The sequence below is a fragment of the Prosthecobacter sp. genome (assembly GCF_044232965.1).
Lineage (GTDB): Bacteria > Verrucomicrobiota > Verrucomicrobiia > Verrucomicrobiales > Verrucomicrobiaceae > Prosthecobacter.
The window spans coordinates 14,380-32,101 of record NZ_JBIIKX010000003.1 but is presented as its reverse complement, the minus strand read 5'-3'; the positions used below and the strand labels follow the sequence as shown (position 1 = coordinate 32,101).

The following is a 17,722-nucleotide window of genomic DNA, read 5'->3' as shown; positions in this document are numbered from 1 at the left end:
AAACCATGTCCCCCATTTTCATAGTGCTGCTGCTATTTCTCGTGCCTCTGGCATGCTGTTGGTATGTCATTTCTGTGATCAAATGGCATAGGAGTCAAACCAGCGCTCCTTCTGTCGGCCGACAGTTGGTGGTGTTCGCACTGCACCTGTTTCTTTTTGCGATATTGGGGTCCGCCTTGATTGCACCCACTGGGCCTGGATCTGGCACACCTCTTTTTGTGGCTCCTCTTTTGCCATGCCTTCTTTTTCTCATCATGGGGCCGCGCTTCAGTCGCATATTGGCTGTGTTAACTGCCTCTGGCCTTGTGGCCGGGATTGTGAACGAGTCTCGGGAAAAGAGAGGCAGTCTTGAACGCATGCGACTCCGTCAGGAAAGTAAAATGCGAAAAGCCTCTGAGTCACGGGATTGAGCCCCGTGCGTGAAGCATTGGCTCGATCATCACTTGGAATGATGACAGCTACTACATCTCAAGATCCAGCGCTTCGACGCCTTCGTAGCGCTCGCAGAGCGCGGCGATCTCGTCGGGGGCCATGACCATGAAGGCGGTGGAGAGGGCGTCGGACAGGGCGGCGGTGGGGGCGAGGGCGTAGGTGCGGCGGTTTTTGAGCGGAACGGGCGTGAAGAGGCGCGGGTTCATGATGTGCGCGCCTTTGACGGCGAACCCGGAGCCGCTGACGGCGCGGTTGGTGAGAGCGAGTGATTTGGCACCTGCGCCGAGGGTGATGGACCAAGCGTCTTTGCCGCTGGGAGCACCGAGGGCGAGGATGGTGCTGTCTCCGGCGTTGAGGACGAAGTTGGTGATCTTCCAGTCTTGCAAGAGATCGGCGGCCTGGTCGAGGGCGTAGCCTTTGCCCATGGCACCGAGGTCGAAGATCATGTTCGAGGCATGCACGGTGACGCGCATGGTTTCCTCATCGAGGTCAAAGCGATGGCTACCAATGATGGTCTGCGCCTGGGCGAGGACTTCCTTGCTGACCTGGCGCGGCTCGCCCTCGTGCGTGACGAAAAGGCTCATGAGCGGCCCGATGGTGATGTCGAATGCGCCTGCCGTCTCCTGATGCATGGCTTTGGCGAGGGAGAGGCAGTCCCACGCGGCCATGCCGACGAGAAGGCTTTCGCCTGCCTGGAGCTGGCCGAGGCGGTAGATGTCGCTGCTGGCGCGGAAACGGCTGAGTTCGTCCTCAAGCCGGGCGATTTCCTGAAACACGGCCTGGGCGGCCTGCGCGGCGTAGGTTTCATCCGAGTCGGCGTGATTGATGATCACGTCAAAGGTGGTGGCCATCGCGTGCTGGGTGAAGCGATGATGCTGGGGCGCGGCCTCGCTCACGGTTTCGCGGCCTCCGGCTGTTTGCGCAGGTTGTAGCGCTCCCAGAGGGATTGCTCGACCCAGAGATTGAGCATGACGCCAGGACGCAGGCCGAACGGACCCTGCATGTGGTAGGTTTTACCGGCAAATTTGGCCTCCAGCGCGGGCTGCATGTCGAGTTCGGCGACGATGACGCGCGCGTCGATGGTTTCGGGCAGCGTGGTCGTGTAGCGGACGGACTGGATGTCACGCCAGTACCACGGCAGCGGCCAGCCGGCATCGCGGTTAATGACGAGGACGTCAAAGGCTGCATCCGGCGCGGTTTGCTGAAGCTCACGCACATGTGGCAGGAGGCGCAGCAGGTTGCTGGAGGTGTGCGAATAGACGTAGGGATTGCGCGAGTCGGCGGCGTAAAGATGAATGGCAAGACTGGTCTGCGCGATGAGGTGGTAGAGACCGAGACCGATGGCGATGCGGAAGACCAGACGCATGATTTTTCCACTGATGGCCTGCGAGATGGCCGCCGCGCCGACACCTGCCAGCAGAATGAGCGCGTGCTGGCCGCTGAGGATGGACCAGGGCGTCTTGTAGGCGAGGAAGGAGTAGATGGCGAACAGCACGACGGTGTACACCGTGAGGAAGACGAGGAAGGCCTGCCGCGAGGCGTTCTTCATGTGGTTGCCGAGGAAGGCGTGGGCCATGCCGATGATGGCGAGGCCGCCGATCAGCGCCTCGCTCCAGACGACGCCGTCCTTCCGCCAGAAGATGAGCGTGAGGTAGTAGTGCCAGGGTTTTTCATGCCCGCTGCCGCCGGAGCGTTCGAGGTAGTTCAGGTAGGTGAGCGCGCTGTCCTTCACCGCCTGCCAGTCTTTGAAGAAGCCGGAGTAAATCGTGATGCTGGTGAAAACGGCCACCAGGCTTACCCACAGCCAGGGCTTGGTGGAGCGACCCCGCGCCGACCCCATGGAAAAACCGCTCTGACGCGGGGCGAAGTCGCCGATCAACAGTTTCGCGACCACGAGGCCGACCACGCCGGCGACGACGTTGATGACGAAGGTTTCCTTGGTCGCATGCTGCATGCCGAGTGCAAAACCGGCGAGCAGGAGCCACCAACGGCTGCCACCTTGAGACCAACGCCACAGCGCCGCGATGGTGAGCGTGATGAACAGCACCAAAGGCACCTCCATGATGAAGTAACGCGAGTAATAGACCATCATCGGCGAGACGGCCATGAACAGCATGGCATAGCCCGCCCCGAGCCTGCCGAGCGCGTCCCGCAGCAGCAGGGTGGTGAGCAGCAGCAGCAGGCCGCACATCACCGTCACGGTGCGGAGCTGGGCTTCCGTCCAGGTCGAGGAATCCCCCCAACCGGCGAGTTTGGACCAGGTGTTGGTGATGAAATGCAGGCCGGGGCCGTGGAAGTCCTTCGGATCGTATTGGAAATGGCCGCTGCTTTGGAAGTCGGCGAACTTCATCGCCAGAATGGCCTCATCCGTGTGCATGGGCCGCTCGCCGCGTGCTGGCAGGCGGTAATAAGCGCCGATGGCGAGCGAGACGATGGTGAAGATCGTCAGGCCGAGAAGACCAAGGGAGTTTTTTGGGGGAGGGGGCATGAAGCAATGACAAAGCCAAAAGGCTGGGGATTAGACGAGCTGGCGGCGCTCCACAAAAAGCTGGGTGCGACGGTTCCGACGAAGCATGAACTGCTCCTGGACGGGCGGGAGCGTTTCGCTGCCGCCGTGCTCAATGACGAGCGTGACGGCCTGCGGCTGCACGTTCATCTCGACGAAGCGGAGCACCGGCGTGCCGCGTGTGCGGAAGAAGCAGTGCAGGGGGATGTGCGGATGCGCGGCGTTCCACAGCCAGCGGGCGGGCGAGAAGCGCTCCTCGTCCATGAGTGCGCAGAGGATTTCGCGGATGAGCAGCTCACCGTGCTTGCGGGACCATTTCCAGGCCTCGCGGCGGTTCATCAGCTCGTTGAACTTGGCCACGAGCGGGTTCGTGTGCGCCTGCTCCATCTCCTGGATGATCTCACGCGCATGCACGGCCATCGACTGACGAAACTCCTCAGGCGTGATGCGCCCGTTGTCCAGCCAGCGGAACAACTGCTGCGGTGTGGGAACGGGGTCGGTGGGAGTCATCGCGTGAACGCGAAAAGTGGCGTGCTCGCGGCGCTTCGCAAACGGGATGGGAGCTGTTGAGGCGGAAAGCTGCACACCGGCAACCCTGGGACGTTTTTCCCTCCATCCTCATTAAAAGATCATTCAAAAAATCAGGGGTCGTCTTCATCCTCCGGCACCACGTTCCATGGGATGTCGAGAATGCGCAGGAGATTGTGGTAGCGGTCGGTCCAGAGGCGGACGTCGTGCTTCAGCACGATTTCGTTGCCGAGCAGGCTGGGTGGATGGTCGGCGAGGAAGGGCTCGTTGTGGGTCACGAGGATGTAGTCGGTCGAATCATGGTCACCATCGCTCGATGTGGCGACGCGGGTGGTCTTGAATCCGATGTCAGCGGCGATCTTTTCGATCACGGGGGCCAGGACGAGATAAGAATTGGTGATGTGGACGGCGATGATGCCGTCCGGTTTCATGTGGCGCTGGTAGATGGCGAAGGCCTCACGGGTGAGGAGATGCACGGGTACGGAGTCTCCGCTGAAGGCGTCGAGTAGGAGCACATCGAACTGCTGGTCTGGCTCGCGTTCCATGGCGAGGCGCGCATCGGCGACGACAATCTCCAGCTTTGCACCACGTTTTTTGAGGTCGTCGAGGTAGGTGAAGTGTTTTTGCGCGATGCGGACGACGTCGGGATTGATGTCGTAAAAGCGGTAGCGGTGCCCACTTTTGGCATAGCAGGAGACGGTGCCCGCTCCCATGCCGACGACACCCACATGGGCGTCGGGTTTGTCTTTGAGGCTCTCCAAAGCCTTGCCGATGCCGGTGTGGCGGCCGTAGTAGGTGGTGGGTTCCTCGCGCAGGCTGTCGCCGAAGTTTTGCAGGCCGTGGATGATGCCACCGTTGCTGAGCTGGCGGTATTTCATGTCGAGGCCGCTGTCGTGATCCTCGGTGACGGAGAGCATGCCGTAGAAGTTGCGCACGCGCTCCAGCTTCTCCTCGCGCTTGAAGCCGAGGTCGCACATCAGCAGAACGGCGACGCTGAATTGAATGCCGAGCAGCAGCATGGTGACCAGGCCGATGCGCAGGCCGCCACGGCGAATGGCGCGGATGAGCAGCAACAGGATGCAGGCCCCGATCACGCCGAGGACCACCCAAAGCGTTCCCATGGGCACTGCGGCGTCCATTTTGAGCTTCTCCTGAATCTGCGCCTGCGTGATGACGCCCTGCTTCACGATCACCCAGCCCTCGTAGGCCAGCAGCGGAGCGACCACGGCCAAAATGAGCCATTCCCAGACAGATTTGACCCGCCAGACTGAGCGAAGCATCACTATGCAGGCGAGAACGAACACCGCGATGAGTGTGATTGGCCATTCAGCGAAGGTGGTGAAGAAACGCGGCGCTCCCAGGCTCACAAACAAGCCGCCCAGCGCACCACCGGCGGACATGAGCAGGTAAAACTCCGTCAGCCTGCGTGGTGCGGGCTTGAGGCGTGTCAGCTCGCCATGACAGAGCATGCAGGCGAAAAACATCGCCCCAAAAGCCCAGCCGAGTTCCCAGAGGTAATTCGGCGTCCAGTCAAAGTGCCACCAACCCTGTTTCTCCAATCGTTCCTGCGTGCAGGTGAAGAAGATGAGCGGCAGCGCGGGCAGCGCCCACAAGGCGGAAACCCGCGCATACCAGCGCTCGTGCTCGAAGCAGATGATGAAGGTCAGCAGGTAGAGGCTCAGTGGCACGACCCAGAGGAAGGGAATGACCGCCACGTCCTGGCAGACGTGGTTCGTGGCTGAAAGCAGCACGCAACTTGCCAGCGCGGGCAGCAGAACCCACAGGATGCGCCGCAGCCAGCCGGGATGATCGGCGGCGGTGTCGATTGTGACCGGCGGTTTGGACGCCACATCAAGAGCATGACGGCGGTCCATCCACACGCCGGAGAGCGAAAGCACAACGAATGCGCCAAAGGCCACCGACCACAGCGTCGTCTGCTCCACCACATCCCACCGCACCTCAAAAAACAGCGGATAGCTCAGCAGCGCCGCGAGGGAGCCGATGTTTGACAGCGCATACAGCCGCCACGGGCTGCCACCGCCGCTGGTGCGCGTAAACCACACCTGCACGAGCGGACTGGTGCTGGAGAGCACGAAATACGGCAGCCCCACGCTCACCGCGAGCAGCAGCAGGATGCGGAGGGCGGGATCTTCGGTGCCGGTGGGCTTCCACACCGCATCCGGCGCGATGGGCAGCAGCGCGATGGCCGCGCCGAGCAGCAGACCATGCAGAATGCCCTGCCATTTCCTTGGCAGCAAAGTCAGCGTGTGCGCGTAGGCGTAACCGGCGAACAGTACGATCTGGAAGAACAGCATGCACGTCGTCCACACGCCCGGACTGCCGCCAAACCACGGCAGGATGAACTTGCTGATGATCGGCTGCACCTGGAACAGCAAAAACGCGCTGAGCAGGCTCAGAGCGCCGAGAATCAGGCCGGGAATGACGCGGGAGGCGGTCGGAGAGGACATGCGGGTGGGTGAAAGCGCAGGCTCACACAGGGGCTTCTGCTTGGGAAGCAAAAAGGATGTAAGCGCCGCGTCAAAATCCCGCGCACCGGACCAAGCCTCTTGCCCATGGCCAGTGCCGCGACATCATGCACCATGCCGCAGCCCCCTCGTCGTCCGTTCCGCCCTCGTCCTCCGCAAGCGCAAGCTCGTGAGCACGGCACGTCCTGGGAAAAATCAGCGGACTGGTATGACCGCATCATCGGCGAGCGCGGTTCCGAGTTGTATCAAGCCGTTGTCATCCCGCAGGCGCTGCAATTGCTCAATCCAAAGCGTGGCGAGCGCGTACTCGATCTCGGCTGCGGCCAGGGTGTGTTTTCCCGTGCCTTGGCGCAGAAAGGCTGCCAGGTGACCGGTGTGGATGCCGCGCCGACCTTGATTCAAAAAGCGCGGACCTATCCGGTGAAGCCGCCGGTGCGTTATCTCGCTCGTGACGCGGCGCAAATCGAGGACTTGGGCGAGTTCGACGCCGCCTCGGCCATTCTGTGCGTGCAAAACATGGAGCACCTGGATGTCGTGAGCGCCGCCGCCGCGAAAGTGCTCAAGCCCGGCGGGCGCATGCTCTGGGTGGTGAATCATCCTGCCTTCCGCATCCCGCGCCAGTCGAGCTGGGGCATCGACGAGCCGCGCAAGATTCAATACCGCCGCACCGACGCCTACAGCAGCACGCTGAGCATTCCCATCATCATGCATCCCGGCAAGGCCGACAGCGAGAGCACGGTTTCCTTCCATCGTAGCCTGGAAACACTCACCGCTTGCGGTTTCAGCTCGGGACTGCGGCTCAGCGGCATCCGCGAATGGTATTCTCACAAGGAAAGCCAGCCCGGGCCGCGGGCGAAGGCGGAGAACCGGGCGCGGAAAGAGTTTCCGCTGTTCCTGGCGCTGCTGTGGGAGAAGCCTGCGGCAGCGGCGGCAGGTGTTTGAAGCAGACGTGCTTCAATCCGCACGCTGATTCAACATCAGGGCGACGATGGCCGAAATGAGGAGCAGCAGGTAACCGGTCATGTAGGAGCGCAGGAAATCTCCCAGTATGATCGTGCGCAGGTCCTCCAGCGTGTGGTGCTCACGCCGCCAGAGGAAGCGCCAGACCGTCAGGTAGCTCTGCATGCGATGGTTCAGAGACAAGGTGGGACGTCCCAAGGTCTCCCAAACGAGAACATGCTGTTTGCGCAGCCTGGAGAGAAACCAATGCTGCAAGACCAGTCCGACCAAGGCGCTGAAGGCCAGCACGGCGAGCAAGATCAAGAAGGTGGTGCTCATGGATGTTTGGTCGTTCTGCCTGAAGGCGGAACCACTGTGCGAGGAGCGCTACTTCTGATAAATCGGCAGGAAGTGATGATGCACCGAGAGGCTGAGCAGCGCGAGCGAGGTGGCATACACGGCACCGGCGCTTTTTTCGTTCCCATTGCGCGGATACCAGCTCCCATCCGGTGACTGCGCGGCGATGAGGGTTTGCTCGGTCTTCTGCCGTGCGGTCGCGGCGTGGTCGCCGCCGCGTTGATACATGCCCTGGGCGTAGTAGTAACAGCCGTAGAAGAACCAGGGCTCGTTGATCTCCGGCGGAGATTTGAGCAGCCAGTTGGCGGAGCCGAGCACCTCCGGCGTGTCATACTGGCCGCAGACTTGGAGCGAGAGCAGGCCGGCCGCCGTGGTGGAGAAGGTCTGTCTGCCGCCGTACGGCTCGTAGCTGAACGCAGCGGCATCGCTCTTCGGGTTGCCGTTGGAATCACGCTCCACGCGGTAGCTGCGCTTAATGTAGGCCACGGCGTTGTCGATGCCTTCTTTGGGCACCTCAAAGCCGGCGTTCTTGGCCGCACGCAGGGACATGACCTGCCAGACGCTCACGGAAATGTCGCTGTCGCTGGAACTTGGCTCATAGCGCCAGCCGCCGCGGTTCGCTTCGCTCTTCGGCACCTGCTGGGAGCGCAGAATGAGCTGGACGGCTCCCTTCAACATGCCCTGCATGCGCTTGTCCGTGGCCTCGTCCGGCGCGTGGCCGATCATCTCCGCGAGCATGAGGGTGATGATGCCGTGGCCGTACATGCGGGAGCGGTCGCTGCGGCCCAGGTAGCCGTTTTCATCGGGCTCAATGCCCTCCACCACATAACGCAGCGCCCGGCCGCATGCCTGGCCCTCGGGGGTCGGATCGTCCGGCATGTGGCCGACGGAAGCCAGGCCCATGAGCGCGAGCGAGGTCATCGCCGCGCTGTGGGAGGGCAGGTCGCCGCGCTTCGGCTTCGAGTCGGATTTTTCATCCACGATGTGGCCGGAGGCTTTCTGCTGGCGGATCAGCCAGCCCACGGCCTTTTCCACCGCCGCCTTGACCTGCGGGGAGATCAACTCCGGCTTCGGGGTCTGGGCGACGAGGCCGCTCGTCGCGATGAGAAGGATAAAAAGAGGCCGGAAAATGCGCATGCGGGTCAAAAACGATCCCATGCACCCTCATCGTGCGTTCATCCACGGAATTTGCGGCTCATGGCGCAGTTGCTTCCAGTTGTTCCAGGCCAGCATGCCGAAAATGATCAGCGTGAAGATGCCGCCGCCCACGCGAGTGCCAGCGCGGATGTCCAGCAGGTTGAGGACGCGGTTTTGCAGGCCCAGCCAGAGGGAATGCTCAAACGAAAGCACGGCCAGCACCACCGCGCTCACGATGCTGATGACCAGCGCCTGCCGCAGCTTGCCAGCGCCCAGCAAAGCCTGGCACAGCCGCCCTCCGTCCAGCGGAATGACCGGCACCAGATTCAGCAGCGCCCAGAAAATGCTCATCACCGTGAAGCCATCCAGCGTCTCCCGCAGCCAGGGGGAGGGGACACGCCACAGCGTCATCGCCCAGCCCACGGCCAGACCCACCAAAATCTGCAAGACCGGCCCCGCCGCGCTCACCATCAGATCCTCCTGGCGTGCCAGACCCCGACTGCCCTGCGCCAGTCCGCCGAAGGCATAGAGCACGATCCCCACGCGCCGGTCGCCGAAATTTCGCATCGTCAGCGCATGCCCAAGCTCATGGATCAGGATGGAGACAAACACCGCCGCCACCCAGCCGAGCAGCCCGCGCAACTGCTCCGGCGAGCTCGCATTCAGCGCGCCGCCCATCAGCGAGGTGTTCAGCCAGAACATCCAGTGGATCATGATGGGGAAGCCGAGGAAGGTGAAGCGGAGCATGGTTGTTGGAACGGCAGGGGTGAGCGGTCAGAGGCGGAATCTTAGATGTTCAGCAGTGAACGTTCAAAGCGCGATGTTCGCTTTTCCTCCACGGAAATCCATTTGCCGAATCTTGCTGGGCGTGTACTATCGCGGCCCTTCAGAATGCCAACATAGCTCAGCGGTAGAGCAGCGGTTTTGTAAACCGCCGGTCGTCGGTTCAATTCCGACTGTTGGCTCCACTTTCGCCGCTTGAACGCGGCTGGTCGAAAATGGGTGGGTAAGATGCTGATTTCTTAACCCTTCGCTCAATCGTCCTCTTCCCATTCCTCCATCAGGCGGGCGAGTTTGCGTTTGATGCTGACTTTGGCGACGGCGTTGAGGCGGTCGATGAAGAGGATGCCGTTGAGGTGGTCGATCTCGTGCTGGAAGGCGCGGGCGAGCAGGCCGTCGCTCTCGACGGTGACGGTTTGGCCGTCGAGGTCGGTGTAGCTGACCTTGATCTTGCTGGAGCGGCGGATGTCTCCGCGCAGGCGTGGGAAGCTGAGGCAGCCCTCTTCGCCGATTTCCTTGTCGCTGCCGAGTTCGAGCTGCGGATTGATCAAAACGACGGGCATGTGCTTCACCATCTCGACTTTCTCGCCGTTGACCTTCATGAAGGTGATGCAGTCGGGATTGTGGGAGACGTCGATGACCGCCAATTGCAGGTCCACGGCGACCTGGGGGGCCGCCAAGCCGACGCCGTTGGCCTCGCGCATGGTTTCGAGCATGTCAGCGGCCAGGGTGCGGATTTCCGCTGTGATCTCAGTCACAGGGCGGCATTTGGCGCGGAGCACCGGTTCGGGGTAGCGGACGATTTTGCGGACCATGCCTGCCCTTATCACCGGCTTTAGCCACGCTCAAGCGCGGGAGTGGTTTTGTCCTTGCCAAAAGGAGGCCGACTTCCTAGCCTCGCGGCCACTTATGACCGACACCGCCGCGCAATCGTCCATCAAGATCAAGCTGTTCCTCATGATGATCCTCGAGATCGCCATCTGGGGGGCGTGGCAGATCAAAATCTTCTCCTACATGGGCATGCTGGGCTTCAACCAGGATCAGCAGTGGCTGGTGGGCAGCGCGTTTGGCATCGCGTCGATCGTGGGCATCTTCTTCAGCAACCAGTTCGCCGACCGCAACTTCTCTGCCGAGCGCTTCCTGGCCTTCAGCCATGTGGTGGGCGGCATCGCGCTGGTGGCTACGGCGTTTCAGACCCAGTTCTGGCCGTTCTTCGCCTGCTTTGTGACTTACTGCCTGCTCTACGTGCCGACGATCTCGGTGACGAACTCGCTGGCCTTCGCGAATCTCAAGGATCCGGCGAAGGACTTCGGCTTTGTGCGCATGGGCGGCACCATCGGCTGGATCGTGGTGAGCTGGCCGTTCATCTTCCTGCTCAGTGAGAACGCGGGCGCTGCGGAGACGAAGTGGGTCTTCATCGTGGCGGGCATCATCTCCTTTGTGCTGGCGGCCTTCAGCCTGACGCTGCCACACACGCCGCCGCGCAAGGATGTGGCAGCGGCGGACAAGGTGGCCTGGCTCAAGGCGCTCAAGCTGCTAAAAAATCCCTTCGTGCTGGTGCTGTTCATCGTGACGTTCATCGACTCGACGATCCACAACGGTTACTTCGTGGTGATTGATCCATTCCTGCAACGGGTGGGCATTTCAGCGAACATGAGCATGGTGGTCAGTAGCATCGGCCAGGTGGCGGAGATTCTGACCATGCTCATCCTCGGCACCGTGCTCAAGAAGTTCGGCTGGAAGACCACTCTGATCCTTGGCATTTGCGGTCACGCGGCCCGCTTTGGCATCTTCGCCTTCTTCGGCACGCCGGAGAACCAATGGCTCATCATTGCCGTCCAGGTGCTGCACGGCATCTGTTACGCGTTCTTCTTTGTGACGGTGTACATCTTCGTCGATGAGGTGTTCCCGAAGGACATCCGCTCCAGCGCCCAGGGCCTGTTCAACCTGCTCATTCTCGGTGTGGGCATGGTCGTGGCGAGCAAGCTCTTCCCCTATGTGCGTGATCTTTACACGACCAATGGCGTCGTGGACTACAAGCAGCTCTTCCTCGTGCCTTCGGGCATGGCGCTGGCCGGCATCGTGCTGCTGGCGCTGTTCTTCCGCCCGCCGACGCACGGGCCGGAGGGCGAGGTGAAGCATTGATCAAAATGCAGCGCACGGCTTGAGCGTGGAGGTTCCACGCTTTAGTCTGGTGGATGAACCCACCCGGACTCGACCATCTTCTTACCTGCCTGCGCTTTCCTTCTGTTTCCACTGACTCGACACGCACTTCCGATGTGCGGGCGTGCGCCGAGTGGCTGCTGGGCAAAGTGCGTGAGATGGGTTTGACGGGTGAGCTGCATGAGACGCCCGGCCACCCGGTGTTGCTGGCAAAAAACAAGCACCTCGCCAGTCGGCGCACGGTGCTGCTGTATGCGCACTATGACGTGCAGCCTGCGGAGCCGCTGGGAGAGTGGAAAACGCCCGCGTTCGAGCCGACGATCCGCGATGGTCGCATCTTCTGCCGTGGCGCGACGGACAACAAAGGCCAGCTCATGGCGCACATGCAGGGTTTGGCCGAAACGCTGGCGAAGCATGCCGATCTGCCGGTGAATTTGACGCTGCTGTTTGAAGGCGAGGAGGAAATCGGCAGTCCGAACTTGAAGCCGTTTCTCGAACAGCATCGCGACGAGCTGAAGTGCGATGTGGTGGCGATTTCTGACACTGGCATGGTCGCTCCAGGTGTGGGCACGTTCACTTACGGCCTGCGTGGCATCGCCTGCATGGAAGCGAAGGTGCATGGCCCGGCGATTGACCTGCACAGCGGCATTTTCGGCGGCGCTGTGGCAAATCCGGTCACGGCGGTCGCACGTTTGACGGCCACACTGCATGATGCGGAAGGCCGCGTCATGATTGATGGATTTTACGACGGTGTGCGGCCCATCGCGGACTGGGAGCGCACGGCTTGGGCCGCGCTGGGAGATGGCGATGCCGAAATGCTGGAACTCACCGGTTCGCCTGCGCTGTTCGGCGAACCTGGCTATACCGAGCGCGAACGCCGCTGGGCGCGTCCTACCGCAGAAGTGAACGGCATCGGCGGCGGCTATCAAGGCGAAGGCTCGAAGACGGTAATCGGTCGTGAAGCCTTCGTGAAGCTCTCCTTCCGCCTCGTGCCGGACCAAAACCCCGATGTCGTGCTGAAGCGTGCGGAGGCGCATCTGCGCAAGCATTTGCCTCAAGGCGTGCGGCTCGAGATCAAGCCGGGCCACACTGGCATGCCGTATCTGATGGACCCGCATTCCACGCTCGGCACGGCGGCGCAGCGTGCTTTGAAGAAGGTGTTTGGCGACAAGATCGCGCTCATTCGTGAAGGCGGCAGCATTCCCATCGTGCAGGCGTTCAAAGACGTGCTGCATGCCGACACGCTGCTGCTTGGGCTCGCGCTGCCGGATTGTCAGGCGCATGCGCCGAATGAGAACTTCCCCATAGCGAATTTCGAGGCTGGCGTGCGTTTGAACCAGGCGCTGCTGGCCGAACTCGCGTGATTTTTTTCACGTGGTTCGCAACCAAGTCGTGAGGCGTTTGTTTGAGCCGTCGTGCTTCCAACAACCAAACGCACTCACGACATGAAACTCAAAAAATCACTCATCTACGGCCTCGGAATCCTGTGCCTGACCTGCTTTGCCAGCGCTCAGGAAGGCGAACGCAAAGGTCCGCCTCCTGAAGGCGGTCAGCCCGGCAGGCCTCCCGGCGGCCCACAAGGCGGCGATCCTGGCGCACGTCTCGCCGAATTCATCAAACGTGCTGACGCCGATGGTGATGGCAAGATCAGCAAGGATGAATTTGCCGGCATGGGCCGCAAGGAGAGCGAGGAGCGCTTTGGCAAAATGGACGCCAACAGCGACGGCTTCGTCGATCAGGAGGAGATCGGCAAGATCTCCCAAATGATGCGCCGTGGTGCTGAAGGGCAGGGGATGCGCCGCCCAGAAGGCGGCCCTCCAGGTGGTTCTCCCGGCGGTGAAGGCGGTTTCCGTCGTCCCCCAGGCGCTGAGGGCGACAAGCCCAAGGACTCTCCCGAAGGAGATCGTCCACGCGGTTCTCCTGAAGGCGCAGGTCGTCCTGGCGGCCCCGGCGGACCCGAAGGCGGGCGTCCCGGCATGTTTGGTGATCCCAAGGAAATGTTCAAACGCATGGACGCCGACGCCAATGGCAGCGTCTCCGAAGAGGAATACATCAAGGCCACCGAGAAGATGCGTGAGATGATGCGCAGTCGTGGAGGCCAGCCTGGGCAACCCGGTCAGCCCGGCCAAGGTGGGGGCTTCCGGCGTCCAGAAGGCGGTCCTCCCGCTGGTGGTGGTGAAGGCGGCTTCCGTCGTCCGCCCACCGAAGGCGATGCGCCAAAGCCTGAAGGCGACAAGCCAAAAGATCCGGCCTGATCATTCAGCGTTTCATTCTTAAATCACATCGCGGGGTGGCCGAAAGGTCATCCCGCTTTTGTTTGTTGGTGCTCGATTGACGGCAGGGCTTGTGATGCGCCGAGAGAGGTTTATGGATGAGGCATGGTCGCAGTCGCTGACTTCAGCCGCAAAAACGAAATCCCCCGCCTCAGGCAATCGCTCCGCCTGCTGCCTCTCGCATGGGGGGCCGCTTGCGCGGCAGTGGCGTCATCACTCTCACATGCACAGGAGGCTCCGGTTGCGGGGTTTGTGCCAGGCACTGGCTCGCGCGCGGATGTGAAGCCTTTCTATTTTGCCGTGCCCGCTCCTCGTGGACAAATCCTGGACCGCAAGGGTCGTCCGCTGGCGCAAAACACGGTGGTGCGCCACTTGCAACTGACGGTGCCGGCCGCACAGCGGAGCACGCTGGAGACGTACACTGCTTGGCTGGAGAAGACCCTCGCCGAACTCAGCACGGATCTGCCTGCGGCCCGTATGCCGGACGCGGAGCAGTTGAAGCGGCATTATGAAGATCGTCGCGAACTGCCTGTGACGGTGAGTGATGTGCTGCCCGATGAGGCGGTCATCGATGCGAAAAAACACCCGCACGCCAACGTGCGCACGGAGTATGTGCGGCACTATCCGCAGGGAGATATGGCGGCGCATCTCCTGGGCTATGTCTCGTCGGAGGGGGCTCCGCCCGCCGGCCCTGTCCTGCGCGGTGAGCCGCTCTGGCAGCGGACGCGCGGCGCAGCGGGACTCGAGGCGGCATTCAACACGCAACTCACCGGCACCGACGGCACGCTGTGCGTCATGATGTCCGATGCGGGCACCGTCGCGTACGAGCAGGTCTTTGCCGCGCCTCAGGCCGGCCGGGACGTCGTCACCACGCTGAATCTCGACACACAGAAGGTCGCCGAAAATGCCCTGAACCAGTCTGGCAAGCGCGGTGCCATCGTCATCGTGGACGCGTTCACCGGCGACATCCGCGCGATGGCGAGCAATCCACGCTTTGATCCCAATGCCTTCGCGCGTGGCATCTCCAGCAGCGACTTCGCAGCGCTCACGCAGAACATCGACGGCCCGCTCTTTGATCGCGCCGTGCAGGGCAGTTATCCTCCGGGTTCGGTCTTCAAGCCGATCGTTGTCATGGCCGGACTACGCGCAGCGACGGTGGACGCTTTTCGTGAGTTTGAGTGCGGCCCCACGCTCATGATTGACGGGCGCGAGTTCGACAACTGGTCCAAGGATGACCACGGCAGATTCAATGCGCGTGCTGCCATCATCCGCTCTTGCAACACCTACTTTTATCAGTCCGCGATGGTGACGCGGGACATGCCCATTCTCTACATGGCGCGTGAGTTCGGCTTTGGAACACCACCGGTGCTGCCGTTGAAAGCCTCCGCAGGTTCTCTGCCGAAGCGCGCACCGTCGAATCATGATCTCGCGAACTTGTCCATCGGCCAGGGCGTCACGGAAGCCTCGCCGCTGCAAATGGCGATGGCGATGGCCACCATTGCCAATGGAGCTTGCCGACCACGCCCGCGACTCGTGATGCAGACACAATCCCAGACCGGGCAGGTCGGCGATGTCATCAGCCCGTGCCGGGAAGCCCTCATTCCCGTGAGCGACGTGGACCTCGATACCGTGCGGCACGCGCTGTTCGGCGTGGTGAATCATGCGAACGGCACCGGCAAGGCGGCTCGCTTGAAAAACGTGCCCGTCCATGGAAAAACCGGCACCGCCCAGTGGGTCCTGCGCGGTGAGAAAGCCAACGTCGTCTGGTTTGCCGGCTATGTGGGCACCAATCCGCCGCTGGCCTTCGCCGTCACCATCGAGGGAAATGCCAGCGAGGGCGGTCTCTCGGGCGGTGGCACGGCGGCACCTGTTATCGCGAAGGTTTTGCGAGACATCCAGGAGCGGCCAGCCGTCCACGCCGTCAGTTATGAGAAGAGCGCAGTCATCGTGGAAACGGATGCTCTCATCGCGCCTTTGGTTCCTGCCTTCATGCTGGGCGAGCCACCGGTAAGGGTTCGTGAGAATCCCGTTCAGGGCTTTTTCTCGCGCCTCTTCCGTTAGTGAACCCTGCGCACCATTGCCGACCACCCATGCTTCCCTTTCTCCACAAGCTTCGTGACCGCTGGCGGCGTTTTCCCACCTGGCTGCGTCGTCTGGGCGGCGCGTGTACCATCTTGCTTCTCATCGGTCTGGTGCCCCTGGGCATTGTCTGGCAGCACTACGCCAGCCGTGCCTCCACCTACGACATGGAGGCGCTCACCCGTGGGCAGAACGAGACCCTTATCGTGGATGTCAGGGGCGAGCTCATCGGCAGCGCCAGCGAGATCGAGCGAGAGCCGGTCACCCTTCAGAACGTGCCGCAGCATTTGATCCTGGCCGTCATCGCCACGGAAGATGCGCGGTTTTACTCCCATCCCGGCTTCGATCTCGTCGGGCTCACCCGCGCCGCTGTGGCGAACTTCACCTCGAAAGGCATCCGGCAGGGAGGGAGCACCATCACCCAGCAGCTCGCGCGCAATGCCTTCGGTCTTCAAGGCCGGACGTATGAGCGGAAGCTGACGGAAATCTTCCTGGCCATGCGCATCGAGCGCGAGCACACGAAGGATCAAATCCTCACGCACTACCTCAACCGCATCTACCTCGGCCACGGCTGCAGCGGTGTGGGGGCCGCGGCGCGCTGCTACTTTGGCAAAGATGTGCGCGACATCACGCTCATCGAGTCTGCCACGCTGGCCGGCATCATCAAGGCACCCGTGGCATTCTCGCCCATCACCCAGCCGAAGCTGGCCCGTCAAAAGCGTGACCTCACGCTGAAGCGCATGGTGGAAATTGGTGCCATCACCGAGGCGGAGGCCGCTGTTGCCATCGACCAGCCGGTGGTTGTCAGGTATGACAAGACCCGCGTGCGCACCGGCTACATGCTGGCCGCCGCCCGCGCGGAATTTCAGCGCATGGGCCTCAAGCCGGGCACTCCGCCAACCATGTCGATGACCCCGCGCCTGGACTGGCAGCATCGCCTTGATGACATGATGCGCCAGCATCTGGACGCTCTCGCGCCGAAGGACAAAAACGGGCTGCAAGGAGTCGTGATCGTGCTGGACAACCGAACCGGTGCAATCCTCGCCATGCAAGGCGGCCGTGACTTCACCACCAGCCCCTTTAATCGCGCCCTTGAGGGGATCCGGCCTCCAGGCACCGCCCTTTTGCCCCTCGTTTATGCCGCCGCGCTCACCTTGGAGCCTGATGTCACGGATGCCCCCATGATCGACGGCCCGCTCGACAACAAACAGGCCATGATCGGCGGCCTCGTGGGTACTCTTGGCGAGTGGGGTGCTGATGGTGAGCCAGTCACTTACACCGGGGGCACCATCACTCCCATGCAGGCTTTGCTTGAGGGCCGCACCGCCGCTACCGTCCGTCTCGGTTATCAAGTCGGCCTCGATCCTCTACGCGCCGCCCTCAGCCGCTGCAGTTTCACCACGCCTCTGCGCACTGAGGCGGCCTTCACCCTCGGCCAGAGCCATGCGCACCTCATGGAGTTGGCACGGGCCTTCACCGCCATCGCCAATGAAGGTCGCCCGTGTGCACAGCCCCACCTGTTGTTATCATCCTCTTCGGCGCGCAGTGATGAAGTCTTCACTCCTGCCGCCGCCTCCCATGTTCGCAACACCATGATCTCAGGCATGACACGGCCGGAATACCGCAAGCCCCTCGTCGAGCACAAGCTCGCGAAAAAAAGCATCGCCGGCTACGGCGGCATCACCTACGACCGCACCGATGCTTGGTTCATCGGCTCAGACCGCGTCCTCACCTGCCTTGTCTGGATCGGCCACGACAAAGACATCCCCATCGGTCCCAAGGCCACCGCCGCGACTGTTGCTCTTCCACTCTGGGCCGCTGTCTTTGAGATGGTCACTGCGGGCCAGCCCAAGGGCTGGGATGCCAAAGCAAGCTCCCCAAAACTCCTCGCCGTTCCCCTTCGTGCTCTGCCCGTGGAGGATGAAGTCCGCGTGCCTGCCATCCCGCCCGCCTCCACCGTGGTGCTCGGCAACGATCCATACCGTGCTGCCGAAGCCACTGCGGCTCCAGTTGTCCCATAGGCTGCAAATCGACGCGGTGGG

Annotated in this window: 14 protein-coding genes and 1 tRNA gene; 7 read left to right on the top strand and 8 right to left on the bottom strand. The window is 62.1% G+C overall.

Annotated features, from left to right (window positions below; all coding sequences use genetic code 11):
- Positions 1 to 461: 461 nt before the first annotated feature.
- From ACILSI_RS01905 to ACILSI_RS01890, 4 genes are all read right to left on the bottom strand, one after another.
- Positions 462 to 1,328 (bottom strand): FAD:protein FMN transferase, encoded by an 867-nt coding sequence (locus ACILSI_RS01905; RefSeq protein WP_395720145.1) that lies wholly within the window; start codon positions 1,326 to 1,328, stop codon positions 462 to 464.
- Positions 1,325 to 2,920 (bottom strand): flippase activity-associated protein Agl23, encoded by a 1,596-nt coding sequence (locus ACILSI_RS01900; protein WP_395720144.1) that lies wholly within the window; start codon positions 2,918 to 2,920, stop codon positions 1,325 to 1,327. Before ACILSI_RS01900 ends, ACILSI_RS01905 begins: the two co-directional genes overlap by 4 nt.
- Positions 2,921 to 2,950: 30 nt before the next feature.
- Positions 2,951 to 3,448, bottom strand: coding sequence for a hypothetical protein (locus ACILSI_RS01895; protein WP_395720143.1), 498 nt, complete (start codon positions 3,446 to 3,448; stop codon positions 2,951 to 2,953).
- 131 nt (positions 3,449 to 3,579) lie between these two features.
- Positions 3,580 to 5,934: a spermidine synthase gene (locus ACILSI_RS01890; protein WP_395720142.1), complete on the bottom strand. Its 2,355-nt coding sequence runs from the start codon at positions 5,932 to 5,934 to the stop codon at positions 3,580 to 3,582.
- Between the two features lie 132 nt (positions 5,935 to 6,066).
- On the opposite strand from ACILSI_RS01890, the gene ACILSI_RS01885 reads away from it, so the two are divergent.
- The gene (locus ACILSI_RS01885; protein ID WP_395720141.1) at positions 6,067 to 6,894 is read left to right on the top strand and encodes a class I SAM-dependent methyltransferase; all 828 of its coding nucleotides are present in this window, start codon (positions 6,067 to 6,069) and stop codon (positions 6,892 to 6,894) included.
- A gap of 12 nt (positions 6,895 to 6,906) precedes the next feature.
- On the opposite strand, the gene ACILSI_RS01880 is transcribed toward ACILSI_RS01885, so the two are convergent.
- From ACILSI_RS01880 to ACILSI_RS01870, 3 genes are read right to left on the bottom strand one after another with little or no spacing between them, the layout of a single operon-like run.
- A complete protein-coding gene (locus ACILSI_RS01880) occupies positions 6,907 to 7,230 on the bottom strand; it encodes a hypothetical protein (protein WP_395720140.1) in 324 nt (107 codons plus the stop codon).
- Positions 7,231 to 7,278: 48 nt separating this feature from the next.
- Complete coding sequence (locus tag ACILSI_RS01875) at positions 7,279 to 8,406, bottom strand: hypothetical protein (RefSeq protein WP_395720139.1); 1,128 nt, start codon at positions 8,404 to 8,406, stop codon at positions 7,279 to 7,281.
- A gap of 6 nt (positions 8,407 to 8,412) precedes the next feature.
- Positions 8,413 to 9,132, bottom strand: a complete 720-nt coding sequence (locus tag ACILSI_RS01870; protein WP_395720138.1) for a site-2 protease family protein — start codon at positions 9,130 to 9,132, stop codon at positions 8,413 to 8,415.
- A 146-nt stretch (positions 9,133 to 9,278) separates the two neighbouring features.
- Here ACILSI_RS01870 and ACILSI_RS01865 point away from each other — a divergent pair.
- Positions 9,279 to 9,353 (top strand) — tRNA-Thr (locus tag ACILSI_RS01865).
- A gap of 66 nt (positions 9,354 to 9,419) precedes the next feature.
- On the opposite strand, the gene def is transcribed toward ACILSI_RS01865, so the two are convergent.
- Positions 9,420 to 9,980: a peptide deformylase gene (gene def / locus ACILSI_RS01860; protein WP_395720137.1), complete on the bottom strand. Its 561-nt coding sequence runs from the start codon at positions 9,978 to 9,980 to the stop codon at positions 9,420 to 9,422.
- A gap of 94 nt (positions 9,981 to 10,074) precedes the next feature.
- Between def and ACILSI_RS01855 the strand changes: the two genes are divergently transcribed.
- From ACILSI_RS01855 to ACILSI_RS01835, 5 genes are all read left to right on the top strand, one after another.
- On the top strand, positions 10,075 to 11,310 hold the full coding sequence (locus tag ACILSI_RS01855; protein WP_395720136.1) for a nucleoside permease: 1,236 nt from the start codon (positions 10,075 to 10,077) through the stop codon (positions 11,308 to 11,310).
- Between the two features lie 53 nt (positions 11,311 to 11,363).
- Complete coding sequence (locus ACILSI_RS01850) at positions 11,364 to 12,692, top strand: dipeptidase (protein WP_395720135.1); 1,329 nt, start codon at positions 11,364 to 11,366, stop codon at positions 12,690 to 12,692.
- A gap of 81 nt (positions 12,693 to 12,773) precedes the next feature.
- Complete coding sequence (locus ACILSI_RS01845) at positions 12,774 to 13,583, top strand: hypothetical protein (RefSeq protein WP_395720134.1); 810 nt, start codon at positions 12,774 to 12,776, stop codon at positions 13,581 to 13,583.
- Between the two features lie 318 nt (positions 13,584 to 13,901).
- Positions 13,902 to 15,662 carry a peptidoglycan D,D-transpeptidase FtsI family protein gene (locus tag ACILSI_RS01840; RefSeq protein WP_395720133.1) on the top strand — a complete coding sequence of 587 codons (1,761 nt, stop codon included), beginning with the start codon at positions 13,902 to 13,904 and terminating at the stop codon, positions 15,660 to 15,662.
- 29 nt (positions 15,663 to 15,691) lie between these two features.
- A complete protein-coding gene (locus ACILSI_RS01835; RefSeq protein ID WP_395720132.1) occupies positions 15,692 to 17,701 on the top strand; it encodes a transglycosylase domain-containing protein in 2,010 nt (669 codons plus the stop codon).
- The last annotated feature ends 21 nt before the right edge of the window (positions 17,702 to 17,722 follow it).

Coding starts and splice junctions, on each gene's coding strand:
- ACILSI_RS01900 (WP_395720144.1), bottom strand. CDS start 2,920: ATGCCCCCTCCCCCAAAAAACTCCCTTGGTCTTCTCGGCCTGACGATC.
- ACILSI_RS01895 (WP_395720143.1), bottom strand. CDS start 3,448: ATGACTCCCACCGACCCCGTTCCCACACCGCAGCAGTTGTTCCGCTGG.
- ACILSI_RS01890 (WP_395720142.1), bottom strand. CDS start 5,934: ATGTCCTCTCCGACCGCCTCCCGCGTCATTCCCGGCCTGATTCTCGGC.
- ACILSI_RS01885 (WP_395720141.1), top strand. CDS start 6,067: ATGCCGCAGCCCCCTCGTCGTCCGTTCCGCCCTCGTCCTCCGCAAGCG.
- ACILSI_RS01880 (WP_395720140.1), bottom strand. CDS start 7,230: ATGAGCACCACCTTCTTGATCTTGCTCGCCGTGCTGGCCTTCAGCGCC.
- ACILSI_RS01875 (WP_395720139.1), bottom strand. CDS start 8,406: ATGGGATCGTTTTTGACCCGCATGCGCATTTTCCGGCCTCTTTTTATC.
- ACILSI_RS01870 (WP_395720138.1), bottom strand. CDS start 9,132: ATGCTCCGCTTCACCTTCCTCGGCTTCCCCATCATGATCCACTGGATG.
- def (WP_395720137.1), bottom strand. CDS start 9,980: ATGGTCCGCAAAATCGTCCGCTACCCCGAACCGGTGCTCCGCGCCAAA.
- ACILSI_RS01855 (WP_395720136.1), top strand. CDS start 10,075: ATGACCGACACCGCCGCGCAATCGTCCATCAAGATCAAGCTGTTCCTC.
- ACILSI_RS01850 (WP_395720135.1), top strand. CDS start 11,364: ATGAACCCACCCGGACTCGACCATCTTCTTACCTGCCTGCGCTTTCCT.
- ACILSI_RS01845 (WP_395720134.1), top strand. CDS start 12,774: ATGAAACTCAAAAAATCACTCATCTACGGCCTCGGAATCCTGTGCCTG.
- ACILSI_RS01835 (WP_395720132.1), top strand. CDS start 15,692: ATGCTTCCCTTTCTCCACAAGCTTCGTGACCGCTGGCGGCGTTTTCCC.